This is a genomic window from Polaribacter sp. IC073 (genome assembly GCF_007997075.1).
GTDB lineage: Bacteria > Bacteroidota > Bacteroidia > Flavobacteriales > Flavobacteriaceae > Polaribacter.
Genome location: NZ_VORS01000002.1, coordinates 483,909 through 502,467, shown reverse-complemented (window position 1 = coordinate 502,467; position 18,559 = coordinate 483,909). Strand labels below are relative to the sequence as shown.

Below are 18,559 nucleotides of genomic sequence, written 5' to 3'. Positions count from 1 at the left end.
CTGTTATTTTTTAGTGATATTGCTTTCTTCTTTATTAAGTTTCAATACTTTTAATCCAACAGCCATTAAAACAATAGAAATAGGAAGGATTAGTAAATTCCACTGGAGATTATCTATGTTTACAAAAACAACTTCTAGAAATTTCACGAATAATATAATGACAATTACTTCAGCTAGCACATTTTTTAAATGGCCAATATTTGGAGTTTGAATCCAGTTTAGAACGCCACTATTTTTGGTGCTTGAAGTGTTTGAAATAAATAATGTATAGATACCATGTGCAAAAATAAATAGTACTAAAGCGATTAAAAAGGTGTCTAAAGATTTAATAAGGTAAGTAATACCAATATCTGCGGAATGTAAATGTTCTTTACCTTGAGGGATGTAATCTAAAAAGAATACACGAAAGGCATTTAATGTTTTTAACCCACCCACAATAAATAAAAGAAAGGAACCTACTAGTGAAAAGATAATGGCAATCCAACTGATATAACGCAGTGCGTAAAAAGGTTTTTTCATAATAAATATAATTATTTTATTTTAAAACAACAAAACCCCGGTAAGACCGGGGTTTTATTTATAAACTTATATAATAAAGTTCTAATTAAAAGAATCCCATAGGTTCTTTGTCGTAAGATATTAGCATGTTTTTTACAACACGGTAATGATCTAAAGCCATTTTGTGGTTTTCACGACCGAATCCTGATTCTTTCACACCACCAAAAGGAGCGTGAGCAGGATACGTGTGGTATTGGTTAACCCAAACTCTACCTGCTTGAATAGCACGAGGAACTTGAAATAATTCGTGCGCGTCACGAGACCAAACACCTGCACCTAAACCATAAGGAGTGTCATTTGCGATTGCGATAGCTTCTTCAGTAGAACTGAAAGTTGTTAAAGCTACAACTGGGCCAAAAATTTCTTCTTGGAACACACGCATGTTGTTCTTACCTTTTAATACGGTTGGTTGGATGTAGTATCCTTCAGAAAGTTCTCCTTCATAATTTCCAGCTTCTCCACCAGCTACTACTTCTGCACCTTCTTCTACACCTATCTTAATATAGCTAAGAATTTTATCGTATTGTGGTTTAGATACTTGAGAACCAATCATTGTTTCAGGATCTAATGGATTTCCTGTTTTGATTGCTTTTAAGCGCACTTTCATTTTTTCGATGAAATCGTCAGCGATATCTTCGTGTACTAAAATACGAGAAGGAGCTGTACAGATTTCACCTTGGTTCAATGCGAACATTAAAGCACCTTCAATAGCTTTGCTATAGAATGCATCATCATGATCTGCTACTGATGGGAAAAATACGTTTGGAGATTTACCACCTAATTCCATTGTTACGGGAATAATGTTTTCTGCTGCGTTGTGTAAAACTTTACGACCAGTTTCCGTAGAACCAGTAAAAGAAAGTTTTGCAATACGTTTAGATGTTGCTAAAGCTTGTCCAGCTTCGCCACCAAAACCAGTTACAATGTTTAATACACCTGCTGGTAAAATATCACCAATAAGTTCCATTAAAGCAATAACACTTGTAGGCGTTTGTTCTGCTGGTTTTACAACCGCAGTACAACCTGCTGCTAAAGCTGGCGCTATTTTCCAAGCTAGCATTAACATTGGGAAGTTCCAAGGGATAATTTCACCAACAACACCAATAGGTTCGTTTAAAACAATACTAACCGTGTTTTTGTCGTGTTCTGAAATACTTCCTTCGTCTGCACGAATTACACCTGCGAAATAACGGAAGTGATCGATACAGTAAGGAATATCAGCTGCACGAGATTCACGAATAGGTTTACCATTATCGATGGTCTCTAAAGTTGCTAAGTATTCGAAGTTGTCTTCCATTACTTGTGCAATTTTTAATAACGCATTACTACGTTCTGTAGCTGAAGATGTACTCCAAGAAGGAAACGCATCGTGCGCTGCATCAAGAGCAAGATCGATATCTTCTTGTGTTGAACGCGCTGCTTGCGTAAAAACTTTACCGTCTACTGGAGATACGTTATCGAAATACTGCCCTTTTACAGGAGCTACGAATTTACCGCCAATAAAATTCCCATATCTTTCTTTGAATACAGGTTTAGTTACATTTGCCATAATTATTTATATTTATTTTAATTTTTATTCTTAATTGATACTTGCCAAAACAAGTGTTGTTTAATTACACTGCAAATGTACTACGGTTTGTTAGAATCTTGTTTATTAATACGGTTCAATAACTTATGAAAAAAGTTCAATGTAGTATTTTTTTTAATGTAAACACATGTAACAAGTCTCAATGCATTGTTATATAGGTTATTGTGAATATTTATTTTAATTAGTAATATCTATTGGACTACTAGTGACTGTTTTTAAAGGTGGCACTAAAGTTAAAACAGCGTGTTTACATTCCTTGTCAACCTATATTTATTGAATGTGATATGTTCAGTGTCTATTTGTATGAATAACTGTATCTTAGTAATCTCAAAAACTCCTTAAGTTTAATCGTGTTTGCGAATTTCAGATTTATGGAATGATGCGAGAAGAAAAGTAAAATTACAACGTTATGAAGTACTTGCTATTATTCTTAACTTTTTTTTATACAAATACCTATCAAACGACTATGAATGCATCTAAACCTGACAATCCAGGAATTATTGAAGCGGTACAGAACAATCAATTAAAAGTTGTAAAAGAATATTTAAAAAATGGTGGCGAGGTAAATGCAGCTAATAAAAATGAACAATCGATACTATTAATTGCGACTCTTGCAAATAATAAAACCATGGCAGAATTATTAGTTGCTCACGGTGCCAATGTTAATCAACAAGATAACCAGAAAGATAGTCCTTTTCTGTTTGCTGGAGCAGCTGGTCATTTAGAGTTGGTAAAACTATACTTAAAAAACGGAGCCCGATTTGATGTGTTTAATAGATATTATGGAAGTGCCCTAATTCCAGCTTGTGAGCGTGGACATACAGCTGTTGTAAAATTACTAGCCAATACCCCAAATTATCCAATAGATCATGTGAATCGTTTGGGTTGGACAGCGCTTATGGAAGCGGTTGTTCTAGGAGATGGTAGTGAAAAATTTAAAAAGATTGTTCAGATATTGATTGATGCCGGTTGCGATATTACTATTCCCGATAATGATAAGATTACAGCTTTGCAGCATGCCAAAGTAAGAGGGTTTTCTAAAGTAGTAAGCGTATTAGAAAAAGCTTCGGAATTAGGAAAGTAAATTTTTTGAAGAACTTTGCAAGCTTTTATTATTGTTAATTTTTTTATTTAAGAACTTTTTTCGGATTTTTAAAAGGCTATTTTTTATTTTGATATTTTTTAAAAGGAAATCAGAAACCCCCATGATAGTTAGTAAAGAAATAAAAGCCAAGGCTCCAAGTGCACCTCCAAATCCTTCAAAGAAATGACTTTTGTTGATGTAAATACTACTGAAAATAATTCCCGCTAGAGCTAACCGTAAATAATTACCATACGCTTCCAAAGAGACCATTCCTATAAAAGAAGTTCCTAAAAATACCATCGGAATATTTTTGGTGAGATAAGGATTGAGTATTTCTGGGAAGCAATAAAAAACCAAACCGACTACTAGTGAAAGTAAGGCCGAAGATCTTACAGCGCTTTGCTTAAACTTCCTACTGACATAAAACGTTAGTATAGCGCCTATAACTCCTGAAATTATTATGACAAAAGTGTTCATAGTAGTCCGTTTATTAAATTAATTAAGACGACGCCACCAAATGCTATCGATCCAAGTTTTCCACCAATTCCAACAAATAAATTTTTAGACAATATGAAAAAGATGCCCGATAAAATGCCTGCGGCAATGATTAATCTAATAGAAGGTGTAATTTCAATACTAGACATACCCACAAATACCCCACAATAAATAGCGTCTGGCACCTTTCTTAAATAATCAGATTGTTTGTTGTTTATACTCGGTAAAAATGATGCCAATGTACCTATGATTCCTGCAGACAAAACACTTCCCAAATCGGTGTAAATATTCAATAGGTAACAAACAATAGCTCCTATGGGTACCCAGATGGCTACTGAAGTTTTTTCGTATGAATACTCTTCATGGTGCAGATTCAAATATTTATATCCAAATAATAAAGTCAATGTAATAAATAATAGCAATAGTAAGGCTGTAAAGTTATCTGCTTTGTACTGCTCTTTTACAATCATTATTAAAAATATAACTTGCATCAAGAGAACAGTAAATATCATAAAAGACCGAAGAGCTTTGTGTTTCTTCATGAAAAATTTTAGTTGTAGTGACTTGAGGTTATGGGAAGTATCAGTTGCATAGTTTTACAGCTGTAAATTTACGAAACAAGGTATTCTTTTTAAACCTAATTCTTGTCTTCTTCACATGTAGGAAGCAGCCATAATTGCTTTGTCTTTGATGTTGAATTGCTATGAATTAATTAAAGGAATCCTACAGGTTCTTTGTTGTAAGATATTAGTATGTTTTTTACAATACGTTAATACTCTACAGCGAAAATTGCATACTTTATTAGACTTGTACTAAGCGCAAATTTTATTTTATTTTAATAACTACTTTTCCTTTAGTATGTCCTTTGCTTACATATTCAAGAGCTTCCATAGTTTCTTCTAACGGAATTATCTTATCAATTACAGTACAAATTTTACCCACTTCCACAAGTTGTGTAATTTCATCGAGTTGTTTAGCGTTTTGTTTAAGAAGAACAAGACTGTAGAAAGCAGCTTTTAATTCAATTTGTGCTGTTATTTTTCGTCTTTTATGAGATAACGCATCTAGATCTGCATTCATCTGTTTTGCAGTTTCTTTATCAGGAAGACCAACAAGCGTGATGACTTTGCCTCCTTTCTTAATTACTTTAAATGCATCTTCGGTATACGGAGCTCCTAGAGGATCTAAAACCATATCCGCGTCTTTTACAATAGTTTTATAATCTTCAGTTTTATAATCAATAACGCAATCTGCACCAAGTGCTTTTACCCATGCTACATTTTTTGTACTTGTGGTGGTGTAAACATAGGCACCTTTTGCTTTTGCTAATTGGATTGCAATAGAACCAACACCACCCGAACCCGCGTGAATTAGTACTTTATCACCAGGTTTTAATTCACCTCTTTTCAAGGCTTGGTATGCAGTAAGACTTACTAATGGTAAACTTGCTGCTTCTTCAAAATTTAAATTGTTTGGTTTGAGACTGATATTATTCTGACTAATTGCTACAAATTCAGCAAAAGCACCTTGTAGATAATCATAAGTATATACTTCGTCGCCAACTTTCAAATCGGTTACATTTTCGCCCACAGCTACAATTTTTCCGCTTACGTCATAGCCCATCGTAGCTGGTAATATGTAATTAGGAACCATTTTTAACTTTCCTTGCAGCACCTTTATGTCTAGAGGATTTATGCTACTTGCGTATGCTTCAACCAGAACCTGATCTTTAGTTATTGTCGGTCTTTCAATTTCAGAAAATGTAATGCTCTTTGAAATCTCTTCGTATGCTGTGTGTTGTATTGCTTTCATAAATTTTATGTTTACGTTTGATCTAAGATAAAAACAATAAAACCCCGGTAAGGCCGGGGTTTTATTTATAAACTTGTAATATAAAGTTCTAATTAAAAGAATCCCATAGGTTTCTTGTCGTAAGATATTAGCATGTTTTTTACAACACGGTAATGATCTAAAGCCATTTTGTGGTTTTCACGACCAAATCCTGATTCTTTCACACCACCAAACGGAGCATGAGCAGGATAGGTATTGTATTGGTTTACCCAAACTCTACCGGCTTTAATAGCACGAGGCACTTGAAATAATTCGTGTGCATCACGAGACCAAACACCTGCACCTAAACCATAAGGAGTGTCATTTGCGATTGCGATAGCTTCTTCAGTAGAACTAAATGTTGTTAAAGCTGCAATTGGACCAAAAATTTCTTCTTGGAATACACGCATATTGTTCTTTCCTTTTAAAACAGTAGGTTGTATGTAGTATCCGTTAGAAATTTCACCGTCGTAATTTCCAGCGTCTCCACCAGCTAATACTTCTGCACCTTCTTCTTTCCCGATGTTAATATAACCTAATATTTTGTCGTATTGTGCTTTAGACACTTGAGAACCAATCATCGTTTCAGGATCTAATGGATTTCCTTTTTGAACTAACTTTAAACGTTCTTGCATTCTTTCGATAAAAAGATCAGCGATATCTTCGTGCACTAAAATACGTGATGGAGTTGTACAAATTTCCCCTTGATTTAATGCGAACATTAAAGCACCTTCAACAGCTTTACTAAAGAACTCATCGTCTTTATCTGCTACAGAAGGGAAAAAAATGTTTGGAGATTTACCACCTAATTCCATTGTTACTGGAATAATGTTTTCTGCTGCATTGTGTAAAACTTTACGACCTGTTTCTGTAGAACCAGTAAAAGAAAGTTTTGCAATACGTTTAGATGTTGCCAAAGCTTGTCCAGCTTCGCCACCAAAACCAGTTACAATGTTTAATACACCTGCTGGTAAAATATCACCAATAAGTTCCATTAAAGCAATAACACTTGTAGGCGTTTGTTCTGCTGGTTTTACAACCGCTGTACAACCTGCTGCTAAAGCTGGCGCTATTTTCCAAGCTAACATTAACATTGGGAAGTTCCAAGGGATGATTTCACCAACAACACCAACTGGTTCGTTTAAAACGATGCTTAATGTGTCTTTGTCATGCTCAGAAATACTTCCTTCGTCTGCACGAATAACACCTGCGAAATAACGGAAGTGATCCACACAGTAAGGAATATCTGCTGCACGAGCTTCACGAATAGGTTTTCCATTATCAATCGTCTCTAAAGTTGCTAAGTATTCTAGGTTATCCTCCATTACTTGTGCAATCTTTAACAACGCATTACTACGTTCTGTTGCAGAAGATGTGCTCCAAGAAGGAAACGCATCATGTGCTGCATCAAGAGCAAGATCGATATCTTCTTGCGTTGAACGCGCTGCTTGTGTAAATACTTTACCGTCTACTGGAGATACGTTATCGAAGTACTCACCTTTTACGGGAGCTACGAATTTACCGCCAATAAAATTCCCATATCTTTCTTTGAATACAGGTTTAGTTACATTTGCCATAATTATATATTTTAAATTAGATTCTTAAATTATGCTTGCCAAAACAAGCGTTTTTAATTATGATACAAATGTACGTTGGGTTGTTACCTTGCTATTTATTGATACGGTTCAATAACTTATGAAAAAAGGTCAATGTTGTTTTATTTTTTTAAGGAAAGAGTTGTTATGGGTTTAATTTACTTTAAATCAATTAATTAATTGTGTTTCTTTTTTATTTTAAATATCTGTTGGACTAATTCCGAACTTCTTTTTAAAGGCTACACTAAAGTTAGACAGGTTGTTATAGCCAATATCTAAATAAATATCAGAGGCTTTTAAGTCTCCTGCTTGTAACAATTCTTTTGCTTTTTGCAAGCGTTTGTCTTGAAGCCATTTTCCGGGTGGTTCTTTATATTCGTTTGTAAAATGACGTTTAAATGTTGATAAACTCATGTTGCATAAGAAAGCAATTTCTTCTAGTTTTAAATTAGAATGTACATTACTGTCTACAATGCTCTTAAAAGGAGAAACCTCTTTAGATATTAAAGAATGTAAATAATACTCGAAACTAGACCCGTATTTATTGAGTAAATACAACATAATCTCTTCAAATTTTAAAACCAATAAAGCATCACTAAAACTATGATCTGTAAAAGTATTCGAAGAGAGAGAGGTAATGAAAGCAGCAATATAAGCGTCGTTTTCAATCACAAAATAAGGCACATCCTCTTTATAGGGTTTTACATCATTGGTATATTTACTTAAAAAATCGGTGAGTTTCTTTTCAGAAAAAAAGAAAAGCTTGCAATAATAAATAGCTTCAGTTTCTAATAATTCTGTCCACAACCAATTTCCCTTTTTTAATAATAAAGATTGCTTGTTATTTACAGCTTTAGAAGTATTCGCAAAATGTACTTGCTTTTTTCCCACTTGAAGAAAGCTAAACATATTCATACTTAAATTAACTTTACTTTTTACAACATCGTTCGTCATTTTAAAATCATAAACAAATATGTCTTGTGGTTTGTTTTTCTTCTCAAAATAAATCTCAGGAATATTTTCTATAGGCATAATTGTAAGTTTTAGTCTGTTTTTAAAGTTGGTGCGACATCAAAATTACTAAAAAAAGAGACGACCATTTCATAAACACACTCTTAAAGTATAAAGATTTGTTTGATACGTGTTTAAAAAGGGTAGATATAAAGTATGTTAAGAAAGAAAAAAAATACTCATTACAACCTACTTTATTACATTGGCTGTATATTGCGCACTTAAAATAATTTTAAAGAAGACACTTAAAGTCTTTTACTAATTAGCATATAATATGAAACGTTTATTTTCAAATTTATTATTTAAAGTTTTTCTTGCCATCGTTTTAGGTATTGTTTTTGGTTTGTATTTACCAGAATCTGTAAACAGAATTTTTACAACTTTTAATTCGTTTTTCGGACAGTTTTTAAACTTTGCTATTCCGTTAATTATCATGGGACTTATAATGCCAGCAATTTCTGATTTAGGAAAAGGCGCTGGTAAATTATTATTACTAACAGCAGCTATTGCGTATGGTTCTACCTTATTTTCTGGGTTTATGACGTATTTTACGGCCTCAAACATATTTCCTCAACTTTTAGAATCTCATGTAAATGATGCTGCACTAATTGCAGATTCTGGTCGTGAATTATTGCCCTATTTTAGCATCACCATTCCGCCAGCATTAGATGTTATGACGGCTTTGGTCTTGGCATTTGTTATTGGCTTAGGTTTGTCATATCAAGAAAAATCAACTTTAAAATTCGTGGTTAGAGATTTTCAGAAGATAATAATGCAACTTATAGAAAATGTAATTGTTCCTTTATTGCCTTTATTTATTTTAGGAATATTTGCAAGTATGTCTTTTAGCGGAAAGGTATTCTCTATATTATCTGTATTTATAAGTATTATTGGCGTTATTTTCGCCTTACACATCTTATTATTGTTACTTCAATATACAATTGCAGGTGCACTTATAAAGAAGAATCCTTTAAAATTATTGGCAACAATGATGCCTGCATATTTTACTGCATTGGGTACACAATCTTCTGCTGCTACCATACCCGTAACTTTAGAGCAATGTTTAAAAAATGGAGTTTCAGAGAAAATTGCAGGATTTGTTATTCCGTTATGTGCAACCATTCATTTGTCTGGTAGTATTATGAAAATTACGGCTTGTGCAATGGCTTTAATGATTTTAGAAGGAATGCCTTTTAGTTTTACCCTTTTTGCTGGTTTTATTTTTATGCTAGGAATTGCAATGATTGCAGCACCAGGTGTTCCTGGAGGAGCAATTATGGCAGCTGTAGGAATTTTACAATCGATGTTAGGTTTTAACGAAGAAATGTTAGGTTTAATGATTGCTTTGTATATTGCAATGGACAGTTTTGGAACTGCTTGTAACGTTACCGGAGATGGCGCTATTTCTATAGTGGTAAATAAAATTACCAAGCAAAAGTTGGTTGTCTAAAGACCTAATAATATCAGTTAAAATATATAAAAAGGCCGTTAAATATTAAGATTTAACGGCCTTTTTATATTCAAAATTATATGGTATTATTTACTTAATATAATCCTTATTTCGAATAAGCACCAGAAGAATATGTTAACTCATAACTATGCGTGTAGATCTCAAAAACAATACCAAAAGGATCTTCAACATAACACATTTTAAAGGGTTTGTCTTTAGGATAGTATGCTCTAATCGGCATGCGTTGCTTTCCTCCGTAGGATACAATTTTAGCGATAAGATCTTCGATATTTGGGTCTTGTATGCAAAAATGAAAAAGTCCGGTATTAAAAGGGTTAAACTCCGGAGCTTCTTTTATTCCGTTCGGAAAAGAAAATAATTCAATTCCAATGCCATCTGAAGTTGCTAAATGTGCAATTTCAAATTGAGTCCAATCGTTACCAAAAACATCAATACACATTTGGCCAATGGCAGTTTCTCTTTCTTTTTTAACTGTAGAAGGTTCCATAATTACATACCAACCCATTACTTCTGAATAGAATTTTACGGCTTCATTTATGTTAGGAACTGTAAGCCCGATATGTGAGAATGATTTTGGATAATTTTTATTAGGTGTCATGTCTTTTAATTTAGAGTGCAAAATTAGATTATATTTGCCTAATAGGCAATAACTTACTAAAAAGTGCTATACTTGCTAAAAAGAGTAAAATAATGATTATCAATAGTATAAAAACATAATTTTGATTAAAAATAATAATTGTCCTTTACAATATACAATGCATTTAATAGGAACAAAATGGAAACCTTTAATTTTATTTCATTTATTAGAAGGTGGTTTGCGTTCTGGAATATTACAAAAACACATTGAAGGTATTTCGAATAAAATGTTTACACAAACTGTTAGAGAGTTAGAAAAAGACGGACTTATTTCTAGAAAAGTATTTCCTGTAGTACCTCCTAAAGTAGAATATAAATTAACGAATAGAGGCAGTTCACTCGAAAGTATTTTAAGAAGTCTAGATAAATGGGGTTTAAAGGATGGCGAAAAAAAGCAGAAAAATAGCTAGTATAATTTTTGAAACTACCTACTTACGAGATTATTAGAATTATTTTTAATCCTAATAAATTACCAAATAGGTATTATCACGGTGTAAAAATTAGTTGCAACAGTATTATTAAAAAAGAAGTTTCAATATTTTTAAACTGTTTCTGTTTCTTGTTTTTACCGTTCCTAAAGGAATATTTAATGCTTCTGAAGTTTCTTTATGTGTATATCCTTTAAAATAAATTAGGTTGATTATTTTTTTATGAGATATTTCTAAAGTAGATACCAATTTTTTAAGACCAATGGTATTTGTAAGTACATTGAAATTTTCATCACATTCAATGTTTTTTAACAGCTCTTCTGAGATAATATTTTTTTTGGAATTTTTATAGTCTTTAGACCTCAATTTATCGATCGCTGTGTTTCTAGCCATACATAATAACCAAGTAAAAATTCTTCCTTTTTTTGAAGAATATTTTCCAGAATTATTCCAAGCTTTTAAAAAAACATCTTGTGTTAATTCATTTGCAATTTCCGTGTCTCTTATCAAATTATAAATTACGCCATGAATACTTTTATAGTACATGTTGTATAATTTTTCGAAAGCTGCAATATTTTTATTCTGAAAATCTAGTACTAATTTGTCTAATTTTGTCATTAAGTATTTTATGTCCTTGCAAAGTACATCCGAAGAAATCTCATTATTAACTCATATAGAAATCATTTGAACGTTTTAAACATAAATTATTTTAACATTTTAACTTTCAATAATTACAAAACTTCTCATTTTTATTTGATTAAAGTAGTTAATGTGTTGTTAAAGAATAAAATTACGATTTCTGAATTCCTATATTTGTAGGATAACCAAACTCTTATCAAATATGAAAAAACTACTACTATTTTTATTACTTACTTCCTTTTCGGTCTCGGCTCAAGAGGTAGATTTATCTTATTATTTACCCCAAGACGTTACTTATAATCAAAACATTCCTACGCCAAAATCTATTATTGGTCATGAAGTAGGTGAGTGGCATATTACACATGATAAGTTGGTAACCTATATGAAGGCTTTGGCAGCTTCTTCAGATAGAATTTCTGTTGAAGATAGAGGGAAAACCTATGAAGACAGACCTTTGTTACTTTTAACAATTACTTCTCCAGATAATCATCAGAATTTAGAGAATATTAGAAAAAATCATATTGAAGCAACCAATAATAATTCGGTAGACGTTTCTAAGAATCCTATTGTAGTGTACCAAGGTTTCTCTATTCATGGAAATGAGCCAAGTGGTTCTAATGCTGCGTTGGCTGTTGCTTATTATTTAGCTGCTGCACAAGGAGCTGCAGTAGATGATTTATTAAATAATACTGTTGTTTTATTCGATCCTTCTTTAAATCCGGATGGTTTGCAACGCTTTGCATATTGGGCAAATACCAACAGAAGTAAAAACATAAACCCAGATCCTAACGATAGGGAATATTCAGAAATTTGGCCTCGTGGAAGAACCAATCATTATCAGTTTGATATGAACAGAGATTGGTTGCCTGTACAATTACCAGAAAGCAAAGCAAGAATAGCAAGTTTTCATAAATGGTTGCCAAATATTTTAACAGATCATCATGAAATGGGAAGCAATTCTAGTTTCTTTTTTCAACCGGGAATTCCGAGTAGAACAAATCCGTTGACACCACAAATGAATCAGGATTTAACGAAAGAAATAGGAACCTATCATGCAAAAGCACTAGATAAAATAGGTTCTCTATATTATTCCGAAGAAAGTTTTGACGATTTTTATTATGGAAAAGGTTCAACATTTCCAGACATTAATGGAGGTATTGGTATTTTGTTTGAACAAGGAAGCTCTAGAGGTCATGCACAAGAAACTATCAATGGTGTTTTAACATTTCCGTTTACGATTAGAAATCAGTTTACTGCTGCTTTATCTACTTTAGAAGCGGGTAGAAAAATGAGAACTAAAATTTTACAATATCAACAAGATTTTTATAAAGAATCTAGAAATACTGGTATTAATAAAGCAATTGTTTTTGGTGATGAAAAAGATGCTGCAAAGAGTTATCATTTAGCAGAAGTTCTAAAACGTCATCAAATTAAAATTCATAATGTAAAAGACAATTTTACGCAAAATGGAAAAACGTTTAAAAAAGGATACAGTTATGTAGTTCCTATGAATCAGAAGAATCATCGTTTGGTAAAAGCCATGTTCGATGTAAGAACAACTTTTAAAGACAGTTTGTTTTATGATGTTTCTGCATGGACTTTTAACCATGCTTTTGGTGTAGATTTTGCAGAGAACATTGCTCTTTCTAAAGCCGGGAATGAGATTCTAGATTTAAAAATGAAAGAAGGTGTTGTTTCTTTTAAAAGTGATTATGGGTATTTAATGGCTTGGAACGAATACTATACTCCTAAAGCTTTAAACGCTATTTTACAAAAAGATTTGCGAGCAAAAGTTTCTATGAAGAACTTTAAAAATGGGAATAATTCTTATGACTACGGAACCATTTTTATACCCGTTCAGAACCAAGAATTAAATGCCTTAGAATTGTTTCAATTTTTACAAAAAATAGCGCAAGAAAGTCATGTTTCTATAAACGGAGTTACTACTGGTTTAAATGATGGTATTGATTTAGGAAGTAATAATTTTAGCAATATTAAAAAGCAAAAAGTAGCGATGTTAGTTGGAGACGGAATTGCTGGAAACGATTCTGGAGAAATTTGGCATTTGTTAGACCAACGTTTTGATATGGCTTTAACGCGTTTAGATATGCGTTATTTTACCAGAGTAGATATAAGTAAATACACCACAATTGTGGTGCCTAGTAGTTATAATTTAGGAAAACCAGCAGAAGAAAAATTAAGTACTTGGGTTAAAAATGGCGGAATTCTAATTGGATATAAAAATACAGCAAGATGGTTGTCTAGTAGTAAGTTTATAGATGTAACGTTTGATAAAGTAAAAACAGATACCATTAAAGCTGTTTCTTTTGAGAATAAATCTTTAAGATCGGGTGCGCAGGTTATTGGTGGTGCAATTTTTGAAGCAAATGTAGACCGATCTCATCCCATAAATTTTGGATATAAAAATGAGAAATTAGCCTTATTTAGAAACTCTACTTTATTTATAAAAGCAGATAAACGTAGTTATAACAATCCTATTCAGTATACTTCTAACCCGTTATTAAGTGGTTATATTTCTAAGGAAAATGCAAATGTGATTAAAAATACCGTTCCTTTTAAAGTACAAAGAATGGGCAGCGGTCGCGTTATTATTTTTACAGACAATACCAATTTTAGAGCTTTTTGGTACGGAACAAATAAGTTATTGATGAATGCTATTTTCTTCGGGGATAAGATGTAGTTTTTTTATTCTCAGTTTTCAGTTTTAACAAACAGAGAAAATAGAGTGGAACATATTTTAAGTAGTAAAGTAGCTGTATTTTATATAAATACGGTTGTTTTACTACTTTTTTCATTAAAAAGAGTAACAAAATAGTGTATCGTTCGTCTATAGAGTATAACCAACTAAAATTATATAATGAGTTTTTTTAGAGTATTATTTGCTATTATTTTTCCGCCACTTTCTGTGATAGATAAAGGTTGTGGCTCTTTCTTTATTATTTTTTTATTAACGCTTTGTGGCTGGATTCCTGGGATAATTGGAGCCTTAGTTATTTTAAATAATCCTAAATATTAAAAATTTAATTATTTAAATCGAAATTTGTGTGAAATATTACTTCAGCCATTCTTCTTTCGAAATGACGTTAAGAAACCTGTTCACCATTTTTAACAGCCTTAGAAGCTTTTAATAATACAACGTTTCCTTCGGTATTATATATTCCTAAAACTAAAACCTCACTCATAAAATTGGCAATTTGTCTTGGTTTAAAGTTTACAATAGCAGAAACTTGTTTATCTAATAAATCTTTTTTAGAGTATAAGTCTGTAATTTGAGCACTTGTTTTTTTGATACCTAGGTGTCCAAAATCAATTTTTAATTGGTAGGCAGGTTTTCTTGCTTTCGGAAAATCGTTTACTTCAATAATAGTTCCTATTCTAATATCTACTTTCAGAAAATCTTCAAAGGTTATTGCTTCTTTCATACTTGTTATTTCTTTTTACCTAATTTCTGAATCACCCAAAGTGGTCCAATCAATAAAAACTGTAAATCTTTAGCAAAAGAAGGTTTTTTTCCTTCAACCTTATGTCCCCAGAATTGTCCAATCCAACCTACAACAAAGATAATTATAGATGCGTAGAGAAGATTAACAGTATTGCCTAACCAGAAGTTGCCAATAATACAAAGCAGTATTACAAACAACATTTCTATAAAATACCAGAAACCTAAACGCAAATAAAAAAAAGAGATTAGAACGCCAGTAACAGCCGCCCAATTTTCGATTAATGGATTGTTTAGACCAAATGATTTTTCTAGAAATAGGTTTGGTATGCTCATTAAAAGCCCTATTACACTAAAAAAGATTATAGGAACACAAATGTAATGTACTTGTTGGTTGGTTTCATTTTGATGGCTTTTAGCATAATCATCAAACCATTGTTTTGCAGATTTCATTCTTTTAAAGATTAGATTTTAAAGGTATGAGTATTTTAAGTAAATAGAAAATTAAAATTATAATAGCGCTGTATTTAGCATTTGTAACGGCATTATTCTTTGTTAATTCTCTTCAACATTCTTAAAGAGCTGCTGTTTTCAGAATTTATAGACAAAGATTTATTGTAATTTTCAATGGCATTTGCAGTATCTTTTGCTTTTAAAAATGCATCGCCTAAACTATCAAAAGTATTAGAGCTTTTTGGATATAGATGAGTGTTTATTTTTAAGATTTCAATAGCTTTTTCAAATTCGTTATTTTTCATATAATTATACCCAGTTCTATTCATAGTATACTGTTTAATTACCGGACTTAAGGAGTCTTGTTTTTTAATTTCTAAGAATGCTTTTAAAGCTTTGTCATAATTCTTAGCTTCAAAATATTCCGTGGGTGTTTTGTCACCAGCTTTCATTTTATGAAAAAGATATTCTACACCTTTATGTTCTGTTTTTTCTGCCAATTTAATATGAGTTTTAGGCAGACTTATAAAGATCATTTTCTCATTTAACTCTTTCATGTAAAAAGAACTATCGTTTATTTTTAAAGGTTGAATACCTTCTTTACCGCGCCATTTTATCAATAACTCTTTGTCTTTGAAATAGACTTCTATAACTTCGTTAGCATTGAATAAATATCGTCCAGTTGTTTTGGTTATAAATTCATCTGAATTTTTTGTTGATGTACAACTTATGCATAAAACAAATAGAAGTAAAGGAATAAGAAAATTTTTCATAATAGGTTGGTAGCTTAGTTCTTTAAGAATAGACGACCAATTTATAGGTTTTGTTACAAGTAGTTCGAATAAATTGAAGATTAGTTGAAATTAATTACAAAACATTTAGAAGAATGATGTTATTTCTTTAGAAACGATTAAGATTTCATTTCTAAAGAAATAACAACTTTTATTTTACTTAGACAGTTTTAGGTATTATATATTTTTAACAAAATCTAAAAAAACTTTTTTATGAAGTTCAATATCTAGATTAGGAGAAAGTGACGCACGTACAATATAATCTTTGTCACCTTCTTTAGTAGTACCTTGTGTAGAGGTTGCAGGTATGGTCCAATAACACCCATTTAATTGTCCGTAACTTACACAGAATTTACTTTCATTAGGAATTTCTGTAATCATTAAATTGATTAACTTCAAATTCAATGCTCTTTTGTATGACTCTCTTTCTGTATCTGTAGTTCCTTTTGTAGGAAGGTCTAATGAAAAAACGGATGGTGTAAAACCTTCTTCTGCCAATTCTTCTGAGACAAAATTAATTTTTGCTGATGGAAGCGCAGCAGTAATAAAGTTTACAAAATCACGAGTATTTACGTAAGCATCTGCAATTCTTTGATTCATAGAAGGCAATTGTTCTGCTAATATTTCCATTTGAAGTGTCGTCGCTTCATTATCGCAAAGTTTTAGGTGCAAATTAATTTTCTCCATTAAAGTTGCTGTTTTTATATTTCCTACACAATAACCAGCAGTACATTTTCCGCCACTAGGAAATTTTGATCCACTCGCATAAGAAATGGTTCTAATGGATGATAAGATGGCATTTTCTCCTAAGAAATGTACATTCGGACAAAAAGTTTGGTCTAAAATAAAAACAGGGTCAATAGCAATAGCGCCATTTGCAGTTGTACGTTTTTTACTTAAAACCTCTTTTAGTTTTAAAAGATCTGGCACCTCAACCCTTGGGTTTGTAGGGATTTCAGCAATAATATAAGGTACACCATCTTCTTTCGCAATTTTAGCCAAAACGGTATCAATACTTTGTACCATGTCATTATCGCCATCTACAGGTAAATCTACTATTTCAACAGTATCTAAACAAGCAGCAACACGTCTTGCCTGGTCATTTGTGCCACCGTAACAATTTGGAGGAACAATAATTTTAATAGCCTTTCCTTGGTGTTTTTCTAAAGCATCATCAATCAACCCCATCATAATGGCATATTGAATAGACAACCCACAAGAACCTACTAAAGGTTTTATCGTTGTACCCGTAATTTCTTTAATCGATTTTAAAACAGCTGTTTTATTAGATTCTAAATTACTATTTTCAACTTTTACGGAAGAATGAGTAATTAATGATTTTAAGGCAACAAGAGAATTAATCGGAGACATTGCAATGGTTTCTCTTCTTCTTACATGCTGAATGTCTGAAATATATGTTTCATTTTCTGCACCATTCACTATCAAAATACTACCTAATTGGGCATGTGTGTTTATAAAGAAGTCAATGTTTTTGGTAAGCTTAAAGTTACAAACTGTCTCCTGCGCTTCCATAAAAATGGTACTTCCGTCAAATTCGGAAATAGCTTCTACATTTTCTACTTTCTGTAACTCAAAATTATAACCATAAACATTTCGAAGAATGTCAGCATCAAAAAAGGCTGGTAATTCACCTTTATAATTTATTTGAGTATTCTTATGTTCTAATAAGTTTTTTCTAAGAATTGCTAATACAGGAATGGTTTGCGAAGAAAAAGTTATTACATTGTCTGATTTTACTTTATTTAGGCTTCCTATTGCCCATTCTAAAATACAAGACAAAGGGTGCCCTAATCGAATATAATCGTAAGCAGTTGGTAATTCATTTAGTGCCGCAGCATTAGAATTATTGTTTTGAAATAAGGTTTTAAACTGATCTAAAAATTGAGTTTTAGCCAGCTTTTCATCATAAATATCTAATCGATGTGTTGTTAGATTTAACCAACCCGTTGGCATATTTTCTAGGACATCTTTTATATAATTAATCATTTTTTGATCTTGCATAATCTTCATTTTTTAATAGATAGCAAAGATACATTAATTAGAATTTTTTGAAGTATTATAGCATGTTTTATCAATCGAAAATAACCAGTACATGACAGTTCTAGGCTATAATCTGTCACGAGGTAAAAGTAAAAGCAATCTCTATTTATAAAACAATAATTTTATTCTGCTGTGGAGAAAACCAACTATTCAATAAAAAGTATGCATGTCATTCCGAAATGAGCTTTTTTAGCGATTGAGGAATCTCAAGAGTATTTCTGCTATATCGTTCGAAAGAATAGGTTTTCTTATCATCAACATTCAAAAGAGATCTTATTTATTTTTAAATTTAGAGAGTGCATGTCTTTTCGAAATGAGCTTTTTTAGCGATTGAGGAATCTCAAGAGTATTTCTGCTATATCGTTCGAAAGAATAGGTTTTCTTATCATCAAAATTTAAAAGAGATATTATTTATTTTTAAATTTAGAGAGTACATGTCTTTCCGAAATGAGTTTTTTA

18 protein-coding genes are annotated in these 18,559 nt (G+C 31.8%); 5 read left to right on the top strand and 13 right to left on the bottom strand.

Annotation, left to right across the window (positions count from 1 at the left end; genetic code table 11):
* Positions 1–3 precede the first annotated feature (3 nt).
* Positions 4–519, bottom strand: coding sequence for a YqhA family protein (locus tag ES045_RS05075; RefSeq protein ID WP_147113346.1), 516 nt, complete (start codon positions 517–519; stop codon positions 4–6).
* 85 nt (positions 520–604) lie between these two features.
* The gene (locus ES045_RS05070; RefSeq protein WP_147113344.1) at positions 605–2,107 is read right to left on the bottom strand and encodes an aldehyde dehydrogenase family protein; all 1,503 of its coding nucleotides are present in this window, start codon (positions 2,105–2,107) and stop codon (positions 605–607) included.
* Positions 2,108–2,555: 448 nt separating this feature from the next.
* On the opposite strand from ES045_RS05070, the gene ES045_RS05065 reads away from it, so the two are divergent.
* Positions 2,556–3,230: an ankyrin repeat domain-containing protein gene (locus ES045_RS05065; protein ID WP_223267185.1), complete on the top strand. Its 675-nt coding sequence runs from the start codon at positions 2,556–2,558 to the stop codon at positions 3,228–3,230.
* Here ES045_RS05065 and ES045_RS05060 read toward each other — a convergent pair.
* The 5 genes from ES045_RS05060 to ES045_RS05040 form a co-directional block, all read right to left on the bottom strand.
* Positions 3,219–3,707, bottom strand: coding sequence for a hypothetical protein (locus tag ES045_RS05060; protein ID WP_147113341.1), 489 nt, complete (start codon positions 3,705–3,707; stop codon positions 3,219–3,221). The two genes, ES045_RS05065 and ES045_RS05060, sit on opposite strands and share 12 nt — an antisense overlap.
* On the bottom strand, positions 3,704–4,216 hold the full coding sequence (locus ES045_RS05055; RefSeq protein WP_147113338.1) for a hypothetical protein: 513 nt from the start codon (positions 4,214–4,216) through the stop codon (positions 3,704–3,706). The genes ES045_RS05060 and ES045_RS05055 overlap by 4 nt, the downstream gene beginning before the upstream one ends.
* Positions 4,217–4,550: 334 nt before the next feature.
* Positions 4,551–5,537: an NADP-dependent oxidoreductase gene (locus ES045_RS05050; RefSeq protein ID WP_147113335.1), complete on the bottom strand. Its 987-nt coding sequence runs from the start codon at positions 5,535–5,537 to the stop codon at positions 4,551–4,553.
* Positions 5,538–5,629: 92 nt separating this feature from the next.
* A complete protein-coding gene (locus ES045_RS05045; protein ID WP_147113333.1) occupies positions 5,630–7,132 on the bottom strand; it encodes an aldehyde dehydrogenase family protein in 1,503 nt (500 codons plus the stop codon).
* Positions 7,133–7,348: 216 nt separating this feature from the next.
* Complete coding sequence (locus ES045_RS05040; protein ID WP_147113329.1) at positions 7,349–8,182, bottom strand: helix-turn-helix domain-containing protein; 834 nt, start codon at positions 8,180–8,182, stop codon at positions 7,349–7,351.
* Positions 8,183–8,435: 253 nt separating this feature from the next.
* Between ES045_RS05040 and ES045_RS05035 the strand changes: the two genes are divergently transcribed.
* Entirely contained in the window at positions 8,436–9,611 is a 1,176-nt protein-coding gene (locus ES045_RS05035; RefSeq protein WP_147113326.1) for a dicarboxylate/amino acid:cation symporter, read from the top strand.
* Between the two features lie 106 nt (positions 9,612–9,717).
* On the opposite strand, the gene ES045_RS05030 is transcribed toward ES045_RS05035, so the two are convergent.
* Positions 9,718–10,230 carry a VOC family protein gene (locus ES045_RS05030; protein WP_147113323.1) on the bottom strand — a complete coding sequence of 171 codons (513 nt, stop codon included), beginning with the start codon at positions 10,228–10,230 and terminating at the stop codon, positions 9,718–9,720.
* Between the two features lie 157 nt (positions 10,231–10,387).
* Between ES045_RS05030 and ES045_RS05025 the strand changes: the two genes are divergently transcribed.
* A complete protein-coding gene (locus ES045_RS05025) occupies positions 10,388–10,678 on the top strand; it encodes a winged helix-turn-helix transcriptional regulator (RefSeq protein WP_147113460.1) in 291 nt (96 codons plus the stop codon).
* Between the two features lie 108 nt (positions 10,679–10,786).
* On the opposite strand, the gene ES045_RS05020 is transcribed toward ES045_RS05025, so the two are convergent.
* A complete protein-coding gene (locus tag ES045_RS05020) occupies positions 10,787–11,314 on the bottom strand; it encodes an RNA polymerase sigma factor (RefSeq protein ID WP_147113320.1) in 528 nt (175 codons plus the stop codon).
* Positions 11,315–11,537: 223 nt separating this feature from the next.
* On the opposite strand from ES045_RS05020, the gene ES045_RS05015 reads away from it, so the two are divergent.
* Together ES045_RS05015 and ES045_RS05010 are read left to right on the top strand one after the other, a co-directional pair.
* Complete coding sequence (locus ES045_RS05015; RefSeq protein ID WP_147113317.1) at positions 11,538–14,036, top strand: M14 family metallopeptidase; 2,499 nt, start codon at positions 11,538–11,540, stop codon at positions 14,034–14,036.
* A 177-nt stretch (positions 14,037–14,213) separates the two neighbouring features.
* A complete protein-coding gene (locus ES045_RS05010; RefSeq protein ID WP_004570756.1) occupies positions 14,214–14,372 on the top strand; it encodes a YqaE/Pmp3 family membrane protein in 159 nt (52 codons plus the stop codon).
* Between the two features lie 67 nt (positions 14,373–14,439).
* Here ES045_RS05010 and ES045_RS05005 read toward each other — a convergent pair whose 3' ends face one another.
* From ES045_RS05005 to ES045_RS04990, 4 genes are all read right to left on the bottom strand, one after another.
* Positions 14,440–14,778: a tRNA-binding protein gene (locus ES045_RS05005; protein WP_147113314.1), complete on the bottom strand. Its 339-nt coding sequence runs from the start codon at positions 14,776–14,778 to the stop codon at positions 14,440–14,442.
* Positions 14,779–14,783: 5 nt separating this feature from the next.
* Positions 14,784–15,248 carry a DUF962 domain-containing protein gene (locus tag ES045_RS05000; protein WP_147113311.1) on the bottom strand — a complete coding sequence of 155 codons (465 nt, stop codon included), beginning with the start codon at positions 15,246–15,248 and terminating at the stop codon, positions 14,784–14,786.
* Between the two features lie 92 nt (positions 15,249–15,340).
* Positions 15,341–16,021 (bottom strand): tetratricopeptide repeat protein, encoded by a 681-nt coding sequence (locus ES045_RS04995; protein WP_147113310.1) that lies wholly within the window; start codon positions 16,019–16,021, stop codon positions 15,341–15,343.
* A 195-nt stretch (positions 16,022–16,216) separates the two neighbouring features.
* The gene (locus ES045_RS04990) at positions 16,217–18,061 is read right to left on the bottom strand and encodes a cystathionine beta-synthase (RefSeq protein WP_147113307.1); all 1,845 of its coding nucleotides are present in this window, start codon (positions 18,059–18,061) and stop codon (positions 16,217–16,219) included.
* Between the last annotated feature and the right edge of the window lie 498 nt (positions 18,062–18,559).